Below are 21,108 nucleotides of genomic sequence, written 5' to 3'. Positions count from 1 at the left end.
ATGGCGATAAAATATATAAACGGAAATATTTTTAATTCTAAGTGCCAAACAGTTGTGAATACTGTCAATTGTGTCGGTGTTATGGGTAAGGGAATTGCGCAAGTTTACAAATTGAGATATCCGTTAATGTATAAAGAGTATAAAGCGCATTGTAATAATAAGTTAATTAAGCCAGGAGTCCTTTGGATATATAATAAACAGAACAATGCACCATGGATTTTAAATTTTCCAACAAAGTTCCATTGGAAGTACCCGAGTAAAATAGAATGGATTGTTTTAGGATTAGAAAAATTTGTTGAAACATATGAGAAAAAAGGTATTACTTCAATTGCTTTTCCTTTGTTAGGTACTCATAACGGTGGTTTGGATACGAACGAAGTCAAATCTTTAATGGATAAATATTTAGGAAAGTGTTCAATTGAAATAGAAATCTACAATTATGATCCATACGCAAAGGATGATTTATTCCAAGAATTCAAATCAAAATGGAATAAGTTAAATCCCGAGGCAGTAAAAAAAGAAACTGGTATTCAGCCTCAGTATGCTAGAAAAATTACTGAGATAATAAATTTAGATGAAGTTAATTCTATGATAGCTTTAGCAAACTATAAAGGAATTGGAAATAAAACATTAGAGAAAGCTTTTAATTATGTATTAAATAACTCAGATCGAAACCATGGGCAATAAATTTTTTTTAAGCTAAAATGATTAATATAAAATATTTAAATTAAAATAATGAACGGAGAGATTAGACTTAATAATATTTGTAATAAAGTACCTGCTTTCAAACTTTTATATAATGCTAGAGTAAGACATTATATAATTAAAGAGCATACCTTAAATGTCTATAACCAATTTCAATTGTATTTTATTGAAAAATTCCCAGAAAGTAAAATCGAAGAATTTATTACTTTCTTACTATTACATGATATTGGAAAGTCTATTTCATATAAAAATGGTAACCGATACAACCAATATCATGATTCTTTTAATGAAATACAAAAACATAAAAGTGAATTAAATATCTCCGATGATAATTTAGTTTTTTATAACGCACTTTTACGAACTAGCTCTATAGGCAGGTATATGGAAAATAAGATTCCTTTGGAAGATATATTTTCTTTAATTGTAGAAGAAAGTAAAAAAACTAAAATACAATTAAGAGACTTTTTTTATTTACTATCTGTGTACTATCAATGTGATGTTGCTAGTTATACAAAGGATGCAGGAGGACTTCCATATTTAGAGCATCTTTTTGAATATGAAAATGGTTTAAAATCTTATTGCTCAAAAACTAATTTACTTGTATTTAGTGCTATATTTCAAGAGAGATATAATCGACTCTATTCAAGAATAAGTGAGTATTCCGATAATCATACTGAAAGTAATCATAAGTTGGTGGAGCCAAATAAAACAAAACATGTGGATGTGAAAATTCTTGGTAAAATTGACCTTTCCAAGTTTGAAAAGCCAAAAAAAGAAATCAAAAAAAATAAAGAAAATCTTTATATAATTGATACAAACGTTTTTATAGATTATCCAGATATTATATCCAAAATCAACAAGAAATATCCAGTAATCTTGTCTGCTAAAGTTATAGATGAATTAGATAATTTAAAGTCTAAATTAGATAACGAAGGAAAAAGAAATGTACAGAAAGCATTAAAGTCAATAAACGGACATTTAGATATCAGAAATTTAAGAATGGAAATATCGGATACATCTTTATTACCGATTGATTTTAACAAAAGGTCTCCAGACAATCAAATTTTATCTGTTGCTTTAAAATTCAAATCTGAAAATCCAATTATTTTAACTTCAGATAATGGATTACAGGTAAAAGCAAAAGGCTTAAAAATCACAACTATTACACTCAAGGATTTTCTTAATCAAAAAAGAAAACGTTAAAACTGCAATTGTAAGCTTAAACTTAACAATGAACTCAAACGAATTAACCCTTTATATTCTATGGCAAAAACCACTTTTACAAGACAAGAATTGTATGATTTAGTTTGGAGCAAGCCAGTAAGTCATATCGCAAAGGAATATGGCTTTTCAGATAATGGAATCCGTAAGATTTGTAAAAAGTATAATATTCCATTGCCTAATTCAGGTTATTGGTCAAAGTTGAAATTTAACAAGAAAGTAGTAAAAACAAAACTTCCTAAACAAGATGATAATCCTCAAATATCATTAGAGAAAACCAACCCGCAACTTTATGCTGGAGATAATCCCTTATCAAAATTAGCATTAAGAAAAAAGGAAATTCTACAAGCTGGATTAAACATCACAGTCCCAGAGCAATTATCCAATCCACACCACCTTATTAAATCAACAAAAGAATATTACAAGCAAGTAGAAATTGCAAGAAAAAAAGGAGGTTGGGGCCACGATGTAGACAGTTCAAAGGCGCTAAGTATAAGTGTGGCCAATAATTTATATCCAAGAGCATTTCGGTTTATGGATACTCTATTAAAGCTAATAGAAAAACGAGGCCATAAAATAGAATGTAATAAATACAATACCAAAGTTATCATTAAAGGGCAGAGCTATTCCATAAGATTAATTGAAAAAAGTAAAAGAGTAAAACGAGAAACTTCATATTCCTATGATACCTTCGACCTTGAGCCCACAGGAAATATATGTCTTAAAATCGATCACAGCTATCCAATAAAAGAATGGTCAGATGGCAAAATTAAAAAATTAGAAGATCGTCTAGTCGATATTCTAGCCTGGTTAGAAATCAAAGGAGAAGAAGACGAACAACGCTCTATAGAAAATGCTATCCGACAAAAGAAACGCGATGAAGAAAGAGAAATAGAAGAAGCGCTTCAAAAACAAAAAGATGAAGAATTAGCCAATTTTGAAGGCCTTTTCAAATCAGCAGAGCGTTTTCAAAAATCCCAATATCTTCGGAATTTCATTCAAGAATTTGAAGATTACGCAATCAAATCCAAAACCCTAAATCCTGAAAAACAAGAATGGATCAATTGGGCAAAAGAAAAAGCAGATTGGTATGATCCATTTATTGAAAGAGAAGTCCCGCTTCTTAATGATATTGATAGAGATACCTTAAAACCGAAGAAACGAAGCTATTGGTAAATAATCAAACGCCCCACCTCCGGCACTTACTCATTCTTTCGTTCCGCAGGCTACACTCCTTCAATCGCAAGAGCCTATGGTTCCCCGCAGCATAAGCAATAATTGAATAAGCATTAGGGGTTTCAATTAAAGTAAAATCGCATTATTGCCTATGCTTTTTGCCTTTGCCCTCAGTGCAACAAATCACAACAACTTAGTTAAATCATTAACCTCTAGGAACGCAGGTAAAGCGGCGTTCCGCCTTCGGTCGTCAGCAAATAAAATCGCCAAGCCATTACAGCACATTTTTTGGAAGACTTCAATTTTTTAAATGTCAAAAAAAGAGCTGCAATGCCCTATGGGTGCTTCGCTAAAGCTACGCAGCTTGTCACTTTTATTGCGTTCCTCTGTCAGTTGTCACGGTAGTTCCTTTGTCTTTTTTGCCACTTCCTTACGTTCCTTCAGTCAGTCGCAAAAAATCCAATCACTACCCATAATTTTGCTCGCCTGCAGGTCGCTGCGGGCTGCGGCTTATAGTTGATTATTTTGCCTCCGCTATCGCTCTGGCCATTAAAGCGGTAAGCCTTGTGTAAGTTCCGTTGCGCTCCGCCTTTTTGTGTAAATAAAAATTACAAAAAGGCTACGTTCCACTTCACACATAGCTACAAACCACCCTAAAAAGGGTTGCCTTTTGTACCACCCTTGCTCCACTCGCAGGCGGCTCGCGTTGCTTGTCCAATGTCCGCAAACCGTTCGTGCCTCACTATTTGCAGCCATTGTCCAGCCGATTAGCTCAAGGCTGTTTTTACCTGCGTTTACGCACGATTTGACTAACGTTACAATATGGAATTTTTCATGGAACAGAAAGTTATATAAGTTTCCTTTTTTTAAAGTTTAGCTTCAATTAATATAATCTCATACAGTCAGAATTATACCGAATTACATTTTTAAGTAATAAAAAACTCAAACACAAAACAAAGGTACAGGCGTGCGGATGCGAGAGTCGCAAGGGTGCGCTTTGCCTGTTGGATAAAAAAATCTCCACCTTATAGGTAGTATTTTTTTTCCACAGCCCTTGCACCAATCGCACCGTTCCTGTGATGTGGTATTATGTTTAATTTAATTAGTATCAATATGTATAAAACATTTTTTTCTGTCCGTTGTGGTAACCGGTGGTTATTAGCGGGCGTTCGGTTGTCAGGTAGTCCATTTTTTGTGGGTATTGTCCGTTGTGGTGTTGTAGATTATACAGTTCGCCTATTTTGGTTAGAGCTTACCTTATCAGAGCTTCCATTCTAGGAGGCTCTTTTTTTACTCGTAAACGGTTAAATATAAAAAGAGTACAGCAAAAATAGTCGGGTACGCACCAGCCCACTGCTCTAACGGATTGTAAAGGTCAAGCCCCATGGGTTTTGATGAAAATCTCCACCCTACGGGTAGTATTTTCAACAAAAACCTTGACAACCCTGCCATACCCGCCTTAAAAAGTGCTTTCTTTTTCATTTTTCTTTTCTCTTTTGAAAAAATAAATGAGAAGAAAAGGGAACAAAATTTTGTGGTTAATTAGTTTAAAATATTTCCTGTCATAAGCCACTGACTGCTGAGAACTTATTCTGAAATCCAATACTTTATATTAAATAAAGGATTGAGTAGAGTACAGTCCTTAAATGAAACTTGTCTGAAATGCTTTGTCTGCATTACGATCAATGAAACCGATTAAGAGTTTATATGGTGGCATTCCTTTGAATTATGGAAATCTAAATTATTCCATTTATATCTTAAAGGCTCCCTAATTCAATTTTTTATACTTAGTTAATCTTAAAAATCATTTTCGGGGTACTGAATGTATTACAAAAAAATATCCTTTAGTTATTTAACCAGTCAATTAACTATCTAAAAAAAATTAGTAATCAATTAGTGAAAAAATCTAACCCTCATTGAAGATTATTGATTTTGCCAAAAAGAAATCTTTATATAAGTCGATGAATAAAACAGGAGTGAATTAATTATAGTCAATGTCATAAAATCAAATTTTTATAAGAAATAAAGAGCAAATAAAGGCAACAGAACCCCTGACGAAACTATTGCATATATATTGAAGTATATTATAAATATTAGGACAAAGCCGAGACAAGTCCGTGCCAAGTCCGAACATTTGTTTAACCCTAAAAATATTAGAAAATATGGGAATAATTAATCAAGGTATTCTCGGTGGCGTATCAGGTCAAGTAGGGAATGTAATCGGTGCATCATGGAAGGGCATTGATTACCTAAGAATTAAACCTTCCAGTGTAGCGAACCCAAGAACAGAAGGTCAGGTTGATCAGCGTTCAAAGTTTTCAACCGTGCTTCGCTTCTTGCAAACAATGACAGACTTCTTACGTGTTGGTTTTAAATTGTATGCAAACAAAATGACACAGTTCAACGCTGCTATGTCTTACAATTTGAACAATGGAATAACAGGCGCATACTCTAACTATTCCATTGATTATGCAAATGCATTGGTTACACGTGGTAATCTTACAGGAGCATTTGGAGGAGCAGCTACTTCCCCAAATGCTGCAACAGTAGATGTAACTTGGACAGATAACTCTTCGAGTGGTAGTGCAATGGCTACTGACAGAGCATTAATCTTACTATATAATGCAGTCAGAGGAGAAAGTGTTTTTACAACTGCTGGACCTGCAAGATCAGTTGGTTTAGAAAGTATTACTGTGCCTTCTGAATACACAGGTGAAGATGTACAGGTGTTCTTATCGTTTGTCTCAGAAGATGGTTCTAAAGTGGCGAATAGTACTTATTTAGGTTCAGTAACGGTTGCTTAATAGCGATTTACGTTTTCTTTAAAAACCGTCCTCATTTGAGGGCGGTTTTTTTTATATTTAGATATCTTAAATTTCCTATCATTAGTTCTTAATTAGCTTTAAATCAATGCTTTTTGTTGCTAAGACGTGTCTGGCATTAGTTAAGTGGCTGATAATCAATGACTGATAACATATTGTATCGGAAAGTAAATAAGACCCGTTAGATATCTTCTTATTTTTTCGAGAAAAATAATCTTACAATTTTTGACTGGTGAAGGAATTAATCGATTATATATTGAGTTTTTTGACCATAACATGATATAAAATCTCAATTACTTATAAGAGTCCTTTGATGTGTAGTTTCATTTGTGAATGTTAATCTTTCTCCTCAAGCCGCTTAATCATTTTTTTCATCTCTGCGATTTCCTTTTCTTGAGCTATAATAATCTCATTTGCTAATTCCTTAACTTCAGGATCTTTTAATTCTGCTCTACCACTAGTGAGGATAGCTATAGAATGATGTGGAATCATTGCTCGCATCCATTTGACGTCATCTATTGATATCTGTTTTCTAACTAAATAGGTTGAAATGACCATGAGCAATACACTTCCAACAATGATTGCTGTGTTTTTGAGTTTGTTGCTATACATGTTTCGCATAAATAGGAACATTATAATGGCCATACCTCCAATGCCAATAAGGGTCATGTACATTCTTGTCCAACTAAAAAAGACGTGACTAAATTCGTAGGTGTTAAAATACATGGTCACGTACATCGAAATTGCTGAACATACCAGCATTAAAATAAATTTTGTGTAGTTTGACTTTTTCATACTTTCTAGGATTACGTTAAATAGGGCTAATCGTCCTTTCCTGCTGCACCACGTCTTTTACGATCTTCACCTTGTTTTCCATACTGATTGTAATGGTCTTTCTTTTGAGCTCCTTTTTCATCAGTCGCATTCTGATGTAACTTTTTTTTATGTTCTGTTTTCGGGTTTTCTCTATCTTTTGTCATCATAAAATCTTTTAATTAATATTACTCTAATTTAAGGTGCTCTTCCTTAAGTATGTTGTCCATATAATTTTATATTTAGCTCATTACCATTTGTTTGGTGTCGTCTGTTATAACTAAATCAGCTAGTCAAAAATCCATTCGGGTTAATGAAATGGATTCTGCTTTTATACTTTTAATAAATCAAAACTTAGATATGACACTCACAGAATCCTTATGGTTAATTTCTTCAGTATTTGGAATTTTTTCCATCATAATTATTTTAACTAGGGTTTTTGGATTACGAACATTTGCAAAAATGTCTAGTTTCGATTTTGCATCCACTATTGCTATAGGTTCTGTTTTAGCATCCATTATATTAAATAGTAGTTACTCGCTTTATAAAGGAGGCTTAACATTATTGACGATAATTGTTTTTCAGACCTTATTTTCTTTTTTAGTGAGACGTAGTGCAATTTTTAAAAATTGGTTTACAAATAAGCCGCAGTTAATAATGTGGAAGGGTCAAATTCTATACAAGAAATTACAGAAATGCAATGTGGGAGAAGATGATCTTTTGGCGAAATTACGCGAAGCTAATGTGCATGATTTTGGTGAGGTGAAAGCTGTAATTTTTGAAAGCACGGGTGATGTGTCCGTAATTCATAATAGTGAAAATAAGGATGTGGCGGACCAACTATTAAAAGACGTAGATATAGAAGGATATGATTGAGCTTTTAAAAAATAATAAAAATGCAATTTATGGAGGATTAATTGCTACTCTTTTTACAGGATTAGGAATTTTTCTATTAGGTAATATTTCAGGTTATGAAGCCAAGCATTTAATGAAAGTTTCCCTTGATGGTCTAAATATGTTGTGTAATACGATTGTATTAGCCTCTGCAACAATTCTAGCGTTGTTATTAACGCTTTTAAGTGTTAGTCACGGATCTCAAAATAAAATCAAGAGAAAACATTACCAACAAGTATCCGTTATAGCCAAGTTCGATGTCATTCTATTTATATCAGCGCTAATTTTATTTCAGTTTTTTAACTTACCTATTGCCGAATCAGAAAATGTTCCAACCACATGGTTTAGTATTATTTATTGGGCCACATTAGGATTTACTTCTATTATTAGCGGAATGATGATTACTGTTATGCTTATGCTATATAATGCAGTGACTAATTTAATAGTTATTATTGGATTAGGAGAAGATCACCCAATGATTTCAAAAGAGGACTCTGAAGAAAAAATCGACTAGGATGTTTTTAGTCTAATGGTTGAAATCATATTTATTTAGAATACTGTAAGAGTGAATAAACTAGATAGTATTAGTTTTGCGGATCAATAAAAACCTCAGAAATTACAGGATTGTGGTCTGAAAAATCAGCCTTACCTAAATAGGTATTGGAGACCTTAAATTGATGTGTTGTATAAATATAATCGATTCGAAATGGTAAAACTCCGGCCCAATATCTTGTAGCTCCAGCGCCATTTCCGCCTTCTAACCATGCATCAGATAGTGATTTTCTAAGCGTAACGTGAATAGGTAACTGATTAGTGGAGTTGAAGTCACCTGCAATAATCGTAGGATCTTTAAAACTACTGACGAGCTTGTTTATTTTATCAATTTGCTTATTCTGTTTCTTAGCTTGTAGAACATATCGCTGTAACACTTCTTTAAAAGGTGCTATATCACCATGAAACAATTTTTTAACAGCAATTTCCATATGTAAATCGGTCACTTTTGGTGGAGCGATATGAACTCCCATCACATTAATAGTTTGCCCAGATTCGTGCTGCATTTCTGTAAAAATACATTTCCAAGACGGAGGAAGGTTTGTAATCTGCTTATTAATCAAAGTCCAAGAGGAATTATTTAAAAGTAATACTGCTAAACCACCATACGCACCTTTATAATAGCTTGTCCATTGATAGTTTTCAGGAGACAGGTTAAGGTTTTGACCAAGTTGTTCAATTTGCTTCTTACTGATCTCTTGAAGTATAAGAACATCAGTTTTATTAGAATCAATATTGCTAATTAACTTTTCAATATTGGAAGTTGACGCCTTCGGATTGTCTAGAACTCCTAACCGTTGGAGGTTCCAAGTCATGACTTTAAGATCAATAGCAGTTTCGCTAGGTGTAGCTCCAGAAGAAATCCAATGATTTGTATATTTAAAGGCACAAATAATGAGAACAAGGGAAAATAGGATTACATTTTTCTTTGATCGCTTCATAAGAATTCGCAGCAAGTAAAATCCAAAAATAATTACGGATACGAATGGAATTATTGCAACAATTAACGCGAAAGCCTGATGAAATCGTACTATAAAAGATTCCGTAAGAATAAGAAGTAACCAAATGGAAAATGGAAACGAAATCAGTATTGTTGTTAAAATGGATGTTATTCTTTTCAAAACTTAGTCTAGCTATGATACTGAAATGGGCATAATGCCTTTTGGTATATTCTTTAAAATGTAATTATCGGAATTATTGGTTGAATTTCGAACATAATTCTATGAAAAAATTATGGCGGCCAAATAGTTTCAGATCAGTTTGACTATTATGTTTTCGACCGTAATTCAAACTTAACTTTTCGAATGCCAAATTCTGTATCCCATTGCATCACTTCTGTAAAACCGAAATTCTTATAAAGTTTTATAGCAGGTCCATTATCAACTCCAGTTTCAACGATAAATAAGTCTGATTCAAAAGTTTTAAAAACAAATTCAATAAGAGCACTTGCTATACCTTGCCTGAAAAAAATCGGATCCACAACTAAACTTCTTATTAAGGTATAGTCTTGGTTATTATCAATTTCAACAACGCCTGCTAATCTTTGATTTTTATAATATCCAAAAAATTGAGTTTTGCTATTGATGTAATTTTCTAGAGGTCGATTTAAAGGAGGGAAATCAGAGGCATTTAACAATTTAGCTTCGATGGCGTAAGATGCACGAAACACCTTAAGTATATTTTGAGATATTTCAATATTGGAGTTTTGAAGTTTTTTAATCATATGTGTTATATACCTAATTATACTTCTGCAAGATACATATTCTCTATATTTATAGAGATGCCATTTCTATCTAAATAACTGTTAAACAAAATCAAGTAATATTAAAATTCCCTATCTTTGTTACTTATATGAAACAACTAATCCATAAAATAGTGTCTTTGTCGATGGCGATTGTAGTGTTATTCTCTACAATGTCATTTACTATTGATATGCATTTTTGTGGAGATACATTAATGGATACAGCCATTTTTCAACAAGTGAAAACTTGTGGTATGGACATGGAGAACCCGTTAACGGAAGGTTGTTCTGTTACTAAAAAGAACTGTTGTAGTGATGAGCAGGTTGTTGTAGACGGTCAAGATGAATTACAACTTCATGCGGAGCAAATCACGCTTGAGCAACAAGTTTTTATAGCTTCATTTGTATACAGCTATATCAACCTTTTTGAAAGTGTTGATAAAAAGAAAACGTCTTTCGAGGCCTATAAACCACCCCTCGTCGCCAAAGAGATCTTCAAACTTGACGAGACTTACTTAATTTGATTTTTAAACAATAGACTGTGTTATCCAGTGATTCAATTCATTAGGATGATTTCTTGTATTCGGTGTTTTCTATACGCCAATGTCTAACTGTTTAATTATCAAAACTCATGCTGAATAAAAGCATTAAATTTCTAATAGAGAATAAACTCGTAGCCGTTTTATTACTTGTCCTTTTTATAGGTTGGGGAACAGTAAACGCACCTTTTAATTGGGATACTGGATTTTTACCAAGCAATCCTGTAGCCGTAGATGCTATTCCGGATATTGGTGAAAACCAACAAATTGTATTCACCAAATGGGATGGTATTTCACCTCAAGATATCGAGGACCAAATTACCTATCCTTTAACTACAACCTTGCTTGGAATTCCAGGGGTAAAAACCATTCGTAGCTCGTCTATGTTTGGGTTTTCTAGCATCTATATTATTTTTGAAGAGGATGTAGAATTCTATTGGAGTCGTAGTCGGATTTTAGAAAAACTGAATTCCCTACCTAGCGGATTGCTGCCAGACGGTGTTATGCCAACATTAGGTCCAGATGCAACCGGTTTAGGACAAATCTATTGGTATACCTTAGAAGGTCGTGACGAAAATGGAAATGTAACTGGTGGTTGGGATCTACACGAACTGAGAAGCATTCAAGATTACTATGTAAAATATGCCTTGTCATCTGCAAGTGGTGTTTCTGAAGTAGCGTCTATTGGTGGTTACGTCCAGGAATATCAAATTGATGTGAACCCCGAATTGATGCGTCAATACAATATTGGTTTAAACCAAGTGGTAATAGCAGTCAAGGATAGTAATAAAGATATTGGAGCTCAAACTTTAGAAATTAATCAAGCCGAATATTTAGTCCGTGGTTTAGGCTATGTAAAGTCTGTATCAGATATTGAAAATGCTGTGGTGACTTCGGAAGATTACAAATCTATTCGAATTAAAGATATTGCTAAAGTAGCTTTAGGTCCTGAAGCACGAAGAGGGATCTTAGATAAAGAAGGTGCTGAGGTCGTTGGTGGTGTTGTAGTGGCACGTTATGGAGCCAACCCAATGGAGGTCATTAATAACGTTAAAGAAAAAATTAGTGAATTAAGTACAGGGTTACCTTCTAAAGTTTTAGCCGACGGCAGAACGTCTCAGCTAACCGTTGTTCCTTTTTATGATCGCTCCGAGCTGATTCAAGAAACTTTAGGAACCTTAAACGAAGCGCTAACCTTGGAGATTTTAATTACCATTTTGGTGATTATCATCATGGTGTTCAATCTGCGTGCTTCCATTTTAATTTCCGGACTGCTACCTGTTGCGGTGCTCATGGTATTTATAGCCATGAAACTCTTTAATGTCGACGCCAATATTGTTGCTTTATCAGGTATTGCCATTGCTATTGGTACTATGGTTGATGTGGGGGTGATATTATCCGAAAACATTATTCGACATCTAGATGATGATGACGGTAAAGAGTCTATAAATACTGTCGTTTATAATGCCACAGCAGAAGTTTCTGGAGCTATCGTAACCGCAGTAATGACCACTATTATTAGTTTCATTCCTGTATTTACGATGATTGGTGCCGAAGGAAAATTATTCCGACCATTAGCATTTACAAAGACTTTTGCTTTAGCGGCTTCCATACTTGTGGCTTTATTCTTAATTCCGCCGTTTGCAGCATTTTTATTCAGAAGAAAAAGTATTAAAAAGAGTTTCAGCTATATTTTAAACACAGCTTTAATCCTCGCGGGAATAGCTGGGCTTTTCTACGGCTATTGGTTGGGAATTGTTTTAATAGCATTTGGAGTTACGGGTATTTTAAAACTTCAAGATATTGTTGATGCAAAACGAGCAAACCTGATTAATATTATTATTTCAGCATCCGCTATCGTCTTTCTTTTAGCGGAATACTGGAGACCGTTAGGTGTCGATAAAAGCATCTTCTGGAACCTGATTTTTGTTGGAGTCATTTGCTTCGGACTATTAGGTGCATTTTCACTATTCATTAAATTCTATACTCGGATTTTGAGATGGTGTTTAGATAATAAAGCATTGTTTTTATCTGTTCCAACCGCAATTATTGTGGCAGGATTCTTCATTATGAAAAACACAGGTAAAGAGTTTATGCCATCATTAAATGAAGGTTCCTTTTTACTAATGCCGACATCCATGCCGCATTCTGGAGTGGAAGAAAACAAACGTGTTCTACAACAATTAGACATGGCAGTTGCTAGTATTCCAGAAATCGAAACGGTGGTTGGAAAAGCCGGTAGAACAGAGTCTGCTTTAGATCCAGCGCCACTATCTATGTACGAGAATATTATTCAGTATAAGCCAGAATATATGCTGAATGAAGATAGCGAACGTCAGCGTTATAAAGTGAATGATGATGGATTGTTTGAATTGAAAGATGGACGATTGGTTTATAATGAAAATTTAGTTGAAAGTTCAAATGAAACCATCAACAAATCGGTAATCAATTTCACCTCAACCAAAATCACGAACGCGCAACTCATTCCAGATAAGGATGGTGAATTCTTCCGCAATTGGCGACCAGAAATAAAATCACCTGATGATATTTGGGATGAAATTGTAAGAGTAACTAAATTACCAGGAGTAACGTCTGCACCTAGATTGCAACCTATTGAAACCCGATTGGTAATGCTTCAAACAGGAATGCGAGCACCAATGGGAATAAAAGTAAAAGGTCAAGATTTAAAACAGATTGAAGCTTTTGGAGTGCAATTAGAAGATATTCTTAAACATGCCGAAGGTGTAAAACAAGAAGCTGTTTTTGCCGATAGGATTGTTGGTAAACCGTATTTGTTGATTGATATTGATAGAGAGAAAATTGCGCGTTACGGAATTTCCATTGCCGATGTGCAGGAGGTTTTAAAAGTCGCTGTTGGTGGTATATCGCTTACCCAAACGGTCGAAGGTAGAGAGCGTTACGGAGTTCGTGTACGTTACCCAAGAGAATTACGAGGAAATCCTTCCGATTTAGAGCAAATTTATATTCCTGTTGAAAAAGGAAATCCAGTGCCTTTAAGTGAATTAGCGAGTATTCGTTATGAGCAAGGTCCGCAAGTAATTAAAAGTGAAGACACCTTCTTAGTTGGTTATGTATTGTTTGACAAATTAGAAGGTTTCGCTGAAGTTAATGTGGTTGAAAGTGCGCAAGCGTTGATTCAAGAGCATATTAAATCCGGAAAGTTAATCGTTCCAAAAGGAATTAGTTATGAGTTTACTGGAACTTATGAAAATCAGCTGCGTGCAGAAAAAACACTATCGGTTGTGGTTCCTTTAGCTTTAGCCATTATATTTTTAATTCTGTACTTCCAATTCCGTTCGGTAACCACCTCATTAATGGTGTTTACGGGAATTGCTGTGGCATTTGGTGGCGGATTTATTATGATTTGGCTTTATGGTCAAGACTGGTTTTTAAACTTCAATTTCTTTGGTGAAAACCTGCGAGATTTATTTCAAATGCACGCCATTAATTTAAGTGTGGCTGTTTGGGTTGGGTTTATTGCACTTTTCGGAATTGCTACCGATGATGGTGTGGTTATGGCAACGTATTTAACGCAAACTTTCGATAGAAATTCACCTGATACCAAGAAAGAAATTAGAGCATCGATTGTAGAAGCAGGAGAAAAACGTATCAGACCATGTTTAATGACAACAGCTACAACCATTTTGGCATTACTACCAGTATTAACCTCAACAGGGCGTGGAAGTGATATTATGATCCCAATGGCTATTCCAAGTTTCGGTGGAATGCTTATCGCGCTAATAACTCTGTTTGTTGTACCTGTGTTGTATAGTTGGAGAGCGGAGATGAAAGTGAAAAACGAAAAGTGATTAGTGAAAAATTAGATGTTCGAAGCCCGAAGCTCGACGTTGGATGCTGGAATTTGGTGTATTATAAATTAGAATTTAGAAAAGATTTAGAAATATGATAAAGTCTTATAAAGATTTAGAAGTTCATAAGTTAGCTTTCGATTTGGCCATGGATATTTTTTGGGAAACCCGAAAATTTCCGAAAGAAGAGGTGTATTCCTTGACTTCTCAACTTGTTCGTTCTTCTCGTTCTGTAAGTGCAAACATTAGTGAAGGTTGGGCTAAGAGGAGTTATGATTCTGTTTTTAAGCAACACTTAATTCACTCATTAGGTTCCAATTCTGAAACTGAAGATTGGTTGAATTACGCTCACTCCTGTGGTTATTTGTCTACAGAAAAATATAAAGAGCTTACAGAAAGAAACGATAGAGTAGGTAAAATGTTAACGAAGCTTCATCAAAATTGGAGAAATTATGAGAAATAAAAAATCAAATATTAAAATAAGGAAAGCAATTAGCATGTCTACTAGTTCGTTTTTAATTTCCAAGACCCAAAATTTAGTACGTAGCTTCCAGCTTCCAGTTTCTAGCTTCCAGCCTCGAATTTTGCTATTAATATGTTTTTTACTTTTCACTTTTCACTCTATGAAAGGTCAAGAATTAGGCGTGTTAATTAACGAAGCACTAGAAAACAATCCTGAAATTCAAAAATTCGATTTTCAGCATAAAATTGCTTCAGAGAAAGTTAACGAAGTCAATAGTATTCCAAATACAGAATTTAATTTCGGTTTCATGGCGGTATCACCAGAAATGAACATGCCAATGGAACGTTTTAGAGTATCGGTAATGCAAATGTTGCCTTGGTTTGGAACCATTAACGCAAGAGAAAATTATGCCTCTTCTATGGCCGATGTGCAGTACATAGAAATAACTATAGCGAAACGAAAGTTAGCGCTTTCAGTTTCGCAATTGTATTATCAGCTTTATGAAATTGACGCCAAGCAAAAGGTTTTAGAAAAGAATATTAGCCTTTTGCAATCCTATGAGCAGATTGCATTAACCTCTTTAGAAGTCGGCAAGGCATCGGCAGTAGATGTTTTAAAACTTCAGATTAGACAAAACGAGTTACAAGAACAAAAAGAAGTGTTGACTCAGAAATCCGAAGGCTTACAAGCAGCTTTAAATAGTTTACTGAATCGCGATTATGATAGCAAGGTGTCTGTGCTGTCTACTTTAGAAATTCCGCAAGACGATAGCTATTATAGCTATGATAGCTTACAGGTTAATCCGGAATTACTTAAATACGACAAGTTGTATGAATCGGTAAATCAGTCAGAATTACTGAATAAAAAAGAGGGAGGACCAATGATTGGTTTTGGAGTGGAATATATCAATCAAGAAAACAGTCCGATGATTACCAGTTCTTATAAGGATATGGTCATGCCAATGGTTTCAGTATCAATTCCTATCTTTAATAAAAAGTATAAATCGCAGACCATTCAAAACGATTTGCGAAAACAAGAAATTCAATCGCAAAAAGCTGAACGATTGAATATGTTGAAGTCCGAATTAGCGAAAGCCATTTCTCAACGTAATCAATCGCGAATTTCTTTTGATACGCAAGTTCAAAACTTAAAACGCGCAGAAGATGCAGAAGAAATTCTAATTAAAAATTACGAAACAGGAACAATTGATTTTAATGATGTTTTAGACATTCAAGAATTGCAATTGAGGTTTCAAATGAATCAAGTGGAATCCGTAAAAAACTATTTTGTGCAATCCACTTTAATAAACTATTTGACACAATGAAACACACATATCATATACACGGAATGACCTGCAATGGTTGCCGGAGTCACGTTGAAAAAACGCTTTCCGAAGTGGAAGGTGTTTCAAAAGCAACGGTGAATTTAGAAAAAAAGGAAGCTGTTATTGAAATGGCATCTCATATTCCTTTGGAGACTTTTCAAGAGGCTTTAAAAAAGGAAGGAGACACCTATTCCATTCACAAGCTAAATGAAGGCGCTATGCTACATACGTATCATATACACGGAATGACCTGCAATGGTTGCCGGAGTCACGTTGAAAAAACGCTTTCCGAAGTGGAAGGTGTTTTAAAAGCAACGGTGAATTTAGAAAAGAAGGAAGCGCTTATTGAAATGGCATCTCATATTCCTTTAGAAACTTTTCAAGAGGCCTTAAAAAAAGATGGCGGGAGTTATAGTATTCACCATCCAGGAGAACAACCTAAGCACGAAGAAAAAGCGGCAAAACCAAAGGGAGAAGGAACCGGTACATTTTATTGTCCGATGCATTGTGAAGGTGATAAAACCTATGACAAGCCTGGCGATTGTCCGGTATGTGGAATGGATTTGGTGGAAGAACAAAACTTGTCAGCAATCAATTCCGAACAATGGACCTGCCCAATGCATCCTGAAATAGTTGAAGACGAAGCAGGAGCTTGTCCTATTTGCGGAATGGATTTAGTGCTCATGCAAGCCGATTTGTCTTCTGAAGAAAAGACCTATAATAAGCTGCTGAAAAAGTTTTGGATTGCCTTGGCATTCACACTACCAATTTTCATTATAGCTATGAGTGAGATGGTTCCAAATAATCCGCTGTACGATATTATGGAGCAACAAAACTGGAACTGGATTCAGTTTGCATTATCTATTCCAGTGGTGTTTTACGCCACATGGATGTTCTTTGAACGTGCTTATAGAAGTATCAAAACATGGAATCTAAACATGTTTACACTGATTGGAATTGGAGCAGGAGCTGCGTGGCTGTTTAGTGTATTTGGCATGTTGTTTCCTGGAATTTTTCCGGAGCAATTTGTATCAGAATCAGGAGCTGTTCACGTGTATTTTGAAGCGGCAACGGTTATATTAACCTTGGTGCTTTTAGGTCAGCTTTTGGAAGCTCGTGCCCATAGTAAAACCAATTCGGCAGTAAAAGAGTTGTTAAAACTAGCACCTAATAAGGCAACCAAAGTTGTTGATGGTGAAGATGTTGAGGTGAGTATCGATAAGATAGAATTGGGCGATATTCTTAAAGTAAAACCAGGAGATAAAATTCCTGTAGATGGTTCTATAACTGAAGGTGAAACTACCGTTGATGAATCAATGATTTCTGGAGAGCCAATTCCTGTAAATAAAGCGGAAGGTGATAAGGTGAGTAGTGGAACTATAAATGGGAATCAGGTATTTCTTATGAAAGCTGAAAAAGTAGGTAGCGACACCTTACTGTCTCAAATTATTCATATGGTCAATGATGCGAGTAGAAGTCGTGCGCCAATTCAGAATCTAGCGGATAGAGTATCGGGTTATTTTGTGCCTGCCGTAGTCCTGATTTCTCTAATAACCTTTGGGGTTTGGGCTATTTGGGGACCAGAACCTGTTTATGTTTATGCCTTTGTTAATGCCATTGCGGTGTTAATTATTGCTTGTCCTTGCGCTTTGGGATTAGCAACGCCCATGTCTGTTATGGTTGGTGTTGGAAAGGGTGCTCAAAATGGCGTGCTGATTAAAAATGCGGAAGCTTTAGAGAAATTGGATAAAGTAGATACCCTTATTATTGATAAAACTGGAACGATAACAGAAGGACGACCAACCGTTGAAAAAGTTGGTGCTTTTGGGACCGATTATACCGAAGAGCAAGTGCTTCAATATATAGTGTCTTTAAATAGTAATTCTGAACACCCTTTAGCTGAAGCTACGGTAAAATTCGGAAAGGAAAAGAAAACGGAAGTATTAAAATCAGAGGCTTTTAGTGCGGTTACTGGTAAAGGTGTTGAAGGTAAAGTGAATGGTAAAACCACAGCTTTAGGAAACCCAGAAATGATGAAGTATGCGAACGCTATCATCTCGTCTGAAATGGAGGCTGAAGCTAAAACCTATCAAAAACAAGGAAAGACCGTGTCTTATTTAGCCGTAGACAAAATGGTTGTTGGTTATGTGGTTATTGGCGATAAAATTAAAGCAACTAGTGCGAAGGCAATTAAAGAACTTCAAGATAAAGGTATTGCTGTGATTATGCTTACAGGTGATAATCATGATACCGCTCAAGCCGTTGCTTCTGAATTACATCTTGCCGATTTTAAAGCCAGTATGTTACCGGAAGACAAGTTGAAGGTGGTAGAGAAATTACAGAACGAAGGAAAAGTAGTTGCTATGGCAGGTGACGGGATTAACGATGCGCCTGCATTGGCGAAAAGTGATGTCGGAATTGCTATGGGAACGGGGACTGATGTCGCTATAGAAAGTGCAGAGATTACGCTTGTAAAAGGTGATTTAAATGGCATTGTAAAAGCGAAGAATTTAAGTCACGGTGTGATGAAAAACATCAAACAAAACTTATTTTTCGCGCTAATTTATAACACTTTAGGTGTGCCCGTTGCTGCAGGTGTTTTATTTCCTGTTTTCGGATTGTTATTATCCCCAATGATTGCAGCTTTAGCCATGAGTTTTAGCTCGGTTTCGGTAATTGCTAATGCTTTAAGATTAAGAACTATTAAAATTTAAAACCATGAAAAAATATATAATTTATATTGGAATTTTAGCCGTTGGCCTTCTTTTAGGATGGTTCTTGTTTGGCGGTTCAACCAACACAGAAAACGAGCATAACCACGATGCTGTTGCAGAATCAAATCAAATGTGGACTTGTTCTATGGATCCACAAATTATGCAGCCAGAACCTGGCGATTGTCCTATTTGTGGAATGGATTTAATTCCTGCCGAAGCAGGAGCAGATGGCTTGGCTGCCGATCAATTTAAACTAACAGAAAATGCTATGGCTTTGGCTAATGTGCAAACAGCTGTTGTTGGTAGTGGTAAAGCTGAAGATAATGCCATTAAATTATCTGGAAAAATTGTAGAAAATGAAGAAGCTAACGCTGTGCAAGTGAGTTATTTTTCAGGACGTATAGAACGATTGAATGTGAGTTTCACAGGAGAAGAGGTGCGTAGAGGTCAGTTGTTGGCTACAATATATTCTCCAGAATTGTACGCAGCACAACAAGAGTTGCTTACTGCTTCCTCTTTAAAAGAATCACAACCTGCTTTGTATAAAGCGGTTCGTAATAAACTAAAACTTTGGAAGCTTTCAGAGAATCAAATCAGTCAGATAGAATCTTCAGGAAAAGTGCAAGAAAATGTGCCTATTTATGCTACGGTTTCAGGAACGGTGACTGAAAAACTCATCGAGCAAGGGGATTATGTAAAGCAAGGTCAGCCATTGCTTAAAATCGCTAATCTGTCTACTGTTTGGGCGAATTTTGATGTTTATGAAAATCAAATTGAAGTACTAAAGAAAGGTCAAGAGGTTTCTGTCGTAACAAACGCGTATCCTAATAAAGAATTCACAGGAAAAGTAGATTTTATAGATCCAACTTTAAATACGAAAACACGTACGGTAACTTTAAGAGTGGTGTTGAGTAATAAGGATAATTTGTTTAAGCCAGGCATGTTTGTTTCGGGTAAAATAAAAGGCGTTGCTTCAAACACGAAAGAAGTGCTGACTATTCCGTCGACGGCTGTGTTATGGACTGGAGAGCGTTCGTTGGTGTATTTAAAACCGGATCCCAACGAAACTGTTTTCGAAATGCGTGAAATTACCTTAGGTTCTAAAATGGGTGAAAATTATCAGGTTGTAGACGGATTAGAAAATGGCGATGAAATTGTAACCAATGGAACATTTACCGTTGATGCGGCAGCTCAATTACAAGGTAAAAAGTCTATGATGAATCATAAATCAGATAAAAATGAATCCAAAGAAGCGCACTTCAATTTAAATGAAAGAGTTACGGTTTCAAAAGACTTTCAGAACCAATTAAAAGCAGTTTTTAACGGTTATATTCAACTAAAAGATGCCTTGGTAAAAGATGATGCCAATAACAGTGCAGAGGAAGCTAAAAAGTTATTAAGCCATTTATCAAAAGTAGATATGAAATTGGTAAAAGATAAGGATGCACATGAGCATTGGATGGTTTTAGAAAAAGAAATAAAAGATTCTGCGACATCCATTTCAAATACAAGTGATTTAGTAGATCAAAGGCGACGTTTCAAAAGCCTTTCAACACATTTAACCAATGCTATTGAAGTATTCGGTATAAATGAAAAGATGTATCATCAATATTGCCCAATGGTAGATAATGATACAGGCGCTTACTGGTTGAGTAAGGAAGAAAAAGTTTTAAATCCGTATTTTGGCGACGCTATGTTGCGATGTGGAGAAGTGAAACAAGTTATAGAATAAGTAGAACCAATTATTAATAATTAAATATTTAAACATGAAAAGAGTAATTTTAAGTGTAGCGGTAGTAGCTGCAATGGGCTTAACAAGTTGTAAAGATGAGGCCAAAAAAGAAGTAGAAACAACAGTAACGGAAGTAAGTTCTGAAGTGTCAAAGGAAATCGCTTTGGCAGAGATGTCTTTTGGAGTAAGAGGAAACTGTGGGATGTGTAAAACAACCATTGAAAAAGCTGCAAACAGCGTAGAAGGTGTTGCGGAAGCGAATTGGGATGTAGACAAAAAGAAAGTTGAGGTTTCTTTTGATGAGACTAAAACAGATGTGATGTCTATTCATAAAGCTATTGCTGCTTCAGGATACGATACTGAAAAAGTAGCAGGTGACTTAGCTGCATACGAAAATTTACCTGGATGTTGCAAATACGACCATAACATGCAAATGAATCAGTCAGGTGAAGTAAAAGCTGAAGTACATTAATTAAATGTTCATTCGGTAATAGAAAAAAGAGTCCTTCTAAAGGGCTCTTTTTTTTGTTTGATATTTCGAAAGATGGTTTTGTAAATGATTTGGAATTATAAGGTTTAGTA

18 protein-coding genes and 1 pseudogene are annotated in these 21,108 nt (G+C 35.2%); 14 read left to right on the top strand and 5 right to left on the bottom strand.

Going from position 1 to position 21,108, the window contains the following annotated elements; genetic code table 11:
• From DFQ11_RS08010 to DFQ11_RS08000, 3 genes are read left to right on the top strand one after another with little or no spacing between them, the layout of a single operon-like run.
• Nucleotides 1-687: a macro domain-containing protein gene (locus tag DFQ11_RS08010; RefSeq protein ID WP_110475327.1), complete on the top strand. Its 687-nt coding sequence runs from the start codon at nucleotides 1-3 to the stop codon at nucleotides 685-687.
• Nucleotides 688-735: 48 nt separating this feature from the next.
• Nucleotides 736-1,908 (top strand): PIN domain-containing protein, encoded by a 1,173-nt coding sequence (locus DFQ11_RS15335; RefSeq protein ID WP_229791250.1) that lies wholly within the window; start codon nucleotides 736-738, stop codon nucleotides 1,906-1,908.
• 60 nt (nucleotides 1,909-1,968) lie between these two features.
• Nucleotides 1,969-3,102 carry a hypothetical protein gene (locus DFQ11_RS08000; RefSeq protein ID WP_110475326.1) on the top strand — a complete coding sequence of 378 codons (1,134 nt, stop codon included), beginning with the start codon at nucleotides 1,969-1,971 and terminating at the stop codon, nucleotides 3,100-3,102.
• Nucleotides 3,103-4,392: 1,290 nt separating this feature from the next.
• Here the strand turns inward: DFQ11_RS08000 and DFQ11_RS07995 are convergent.
• Nucleotides 4,393-4,584 (bottom strand): hypothetical protein, encoded by a 192-nt coding sequence (locus DFQ11_RS07995; RefSeq protein ID WP_110475325.1) that lies wholly within the window; start codon nucleotides 4,582-4,584, stop codon nucleotides 4,393-4,395.
• A 94-nt stretch (nucleotides 4,585-4,678) separates the two neighbouring features.
• Between DFQ11_RS07995 and DFQ11_RS15450 the strand changes: the two are divergent.
• Nucleotides 4,679-4,897: pseudogene (locus DFQ11_RS15450) on the top strand (DUF6943 family protein).
• A gap of 367 nt (nucleotides 4,898-5,264) precedes the next feature.
• Nucleotides 5,265-5,906: a DUF6266 family protein gene (locus DFQ11_RS07990; protein ID WP_110475324.1), complete on the top strand. Its 642-nt coding sequence runs from the start codon at nucleotides 5,265-5,267 to the stop codon at nucleotides 5,904-5,906.
• Nucleotides 5,907-6,260: 354 nt separating this feature from the next.
• Here DFQ11_RS07990 and DFQ11_RS07985 read toward each other — a convergent pair whose 3' ends face one another.
• A complete protein-coding gene (locus DFQ11_RS07985; RefSeq protein ID WP_110475323.1) occupies nucleotides 6,261-6,719 on the bottom strand; it encodes a DUF305 domain-containing protein in 459 nt (152 codons plus the stop codon).
• A 26-nt stretch (nucleotides 6,720-6,745) separates the two neighbouring features.
• Complete coding sequence (locus tag DFQ11_RS15165; protein ID WP_158524991.1) at nucleotides 6,746-6,907, bottom strand: hypothetical protein; 162 nt, start codon at nucleotides 6,905-6,907, stop codon at nucleotides 6,746-6,748.
• Nucleotides 6,908-7,097: 190 nt separating this feature from the next.
• Here DFQ11_RS15165 and DFQ11_RS07980 point away from each other — a divergent pair, with 190 nt between their 5' ends.
• Together DFQ11_RS07980 and DFQ11_RS07975 are read left to right on the top strand one after the other, a co-directional pair.
• Nucleotides 7,098-7,613 (top strand): DUF421 domain-containing protein, encoded by a 516-nt coding sequence (locus DFQ11_RS07980; RefSeq protein ID WP_110475540.1) that lies wholly within the window; start codon nucleotides 7,098-7,100, stop codon nucleotides 7,611-7,613.
• A complete protein-coding gene (locus tag DFQ11_RS07975; protein ID WP_110475322.1) occupies nucleotides 7,606-8,145 on the top strand; it encodes a hypothetical protein in 540 nt (179 codons plus the stop codon). The genes DFQ11_RS07980 and DFQ11_RS07975 overlap by 8 nt, the downstream gene beginning before the upstream one ends.
• A 70-nt stretch (nucleotides 8,146-8,215) precedes the next feature.
• On the opposite strand, the gene DFQ11_RS07970 is transcribed toward DFQ11_RS07975, so the two are convergent.
• Nucleotides 8,216-9,124 (bottom strand): endonuclease/exonuclease/phosphatase family protein, encoded by a 909-nt coding sequence (locus tag DFQ11_RS07970; RefSeq protein ID WP_110475321.1) that lies wholly within the window; start codon nucleotides 9,122-9,124, stop codon nucleotides 8,216-8,218.
• A gap of 326 nt (nucleotides 9,125-9,450) precedes the next feature.
• Nucleotides 9,451-9,906 (bottom strand): GNAT family N-acetyltransferase, encoded by a 456-nt coding sequence (locus tag DFQ11_RS07965; protein ID WP_110475320.1) that lies wholly within the window; start codon nucleotides 9,904-9,906, stop codon nucleotides 9,451-9,453.
• A gap of 128 nt (nucleotides 9,907-10,034) precedes the next feature.
• On the opposite strand from DFQ11_RS07965, the gene DFQ11_RS07960 reads away from it, so the two are divergent.
• The 7 genes from DFQ11_RS07960 to DFQ11_RS07930 all read left to right on the top strand — a co-directional run bounded on the left by DFQ11_RS07960 (nucleotide 10,035) and on the right by DFQ11_RS07930 (nucleotide 20,998).
• Entirely contained in the window at nucleotides 10,035-10,448 is a 414-nt protein-coding gene (locus tag DFQ11_RS07960) for an HYC_CC_PP family protein (RefSeq protein ID WP_110475319.1), read from the top strand.
• Nucleotides 10,449-10,555: 107 nt separating this feature from the next.
• Nucleotides 10,556-14,293, top strand: coding sequence for an efflux RND transporter permease subunit (locus DFQ11_RS07955; protein ID WP_110475318.1), 3,738 nt, complete (start codon nucleotides 10,556-10,558; stop codon nucleotides 14,291-14,293).
• Nucleotides 14,294-14,387: 94 nt separating this feature from the next.
• Nucleotides 14,388-14,756, top strand: coding sequence for a four helix bundle protein (locus tag DFQ11_RS07950; protein ID WP_110475317.1), 369 nt, complete (start codon nucleotides 14,388-14,390; stop codon nucleotides 14,754-14,756).
• A 160-nt stretch (nucleotides 14,757-14,916) separates the two neighbouring features.
• On the top strand, nucleotides 14,917-16,080 hold the full coding sequence (locus DFQ11_RS07945) for a TolC family protein (RefSeq protein ID WP_229791251.1): 1,164 nt from the start codon (nucleotides 14,917-14,919) through the stop codon (nucleotides 16,078-16,080).
• Nucleotides 16,077-18,794, top strand: a complete 2,718-nt coding sequence (locus DFQ11_RS07940; RefSeq protein ID WP_110475316.1) for a heavy metal translocating P-type ATPase — start codon at nucleotides 16,077-16,079, stop codon at nucleotides 18,792-18,794. The genes DFQ11_RS07945 and DFQ11_RS07940 overlap by 4 nt, the downstream gene beginning before the upstream one ends.
• 4 nt (nucleotides 18,795-18,798) lie before the next feature.
• Nucleotides 18,799-20,526: an efflux RND transporter periplasmic adaptor subunit gene (locus DFQ11_RS07935; RefSeq protein WP_110475315.1), complete on the top strand. Its 1,728-nt coding sequence runs from the start codon at nucleotides 18,799-18,801 to the stop codon at nucleotides 20,524-20,526.
• A 34-nt stretch (nucleotides 20,527-20,560) separates the two neighbouring features.
• Nucleotides 20,561-20,998 (top strand): heavy-metal-associated domain-containing protein, encoded by a 438-nt coding sequence (locus tag DFQ11_RS07930; protein WP_110475314.1) that lies wholly within the window; start codon nucleotides 20,561-20,563, stop codon nucleotides 20,996-20,998.
• The last annotated feature ends 110 nt before the right edge of the window (nucleotides 20,999-21,108 follow it).

The sequence above is a fragment of the Winogradskyella epiphytica genome (assembly GCF_003217215.1).
Taxonomy (GTDB): Bacteria; Bacteroidota; Bacteroidia; order Flavobacteriales; family Flavobacteriaceae; genus Winogradskyella; species Winogradskyella epiphytica.
The sequence above is the reverse complement of the archived record's forward strand: the minus strand, read 5'-3'. Positions and strand labels throughout refer to the sequence as shown.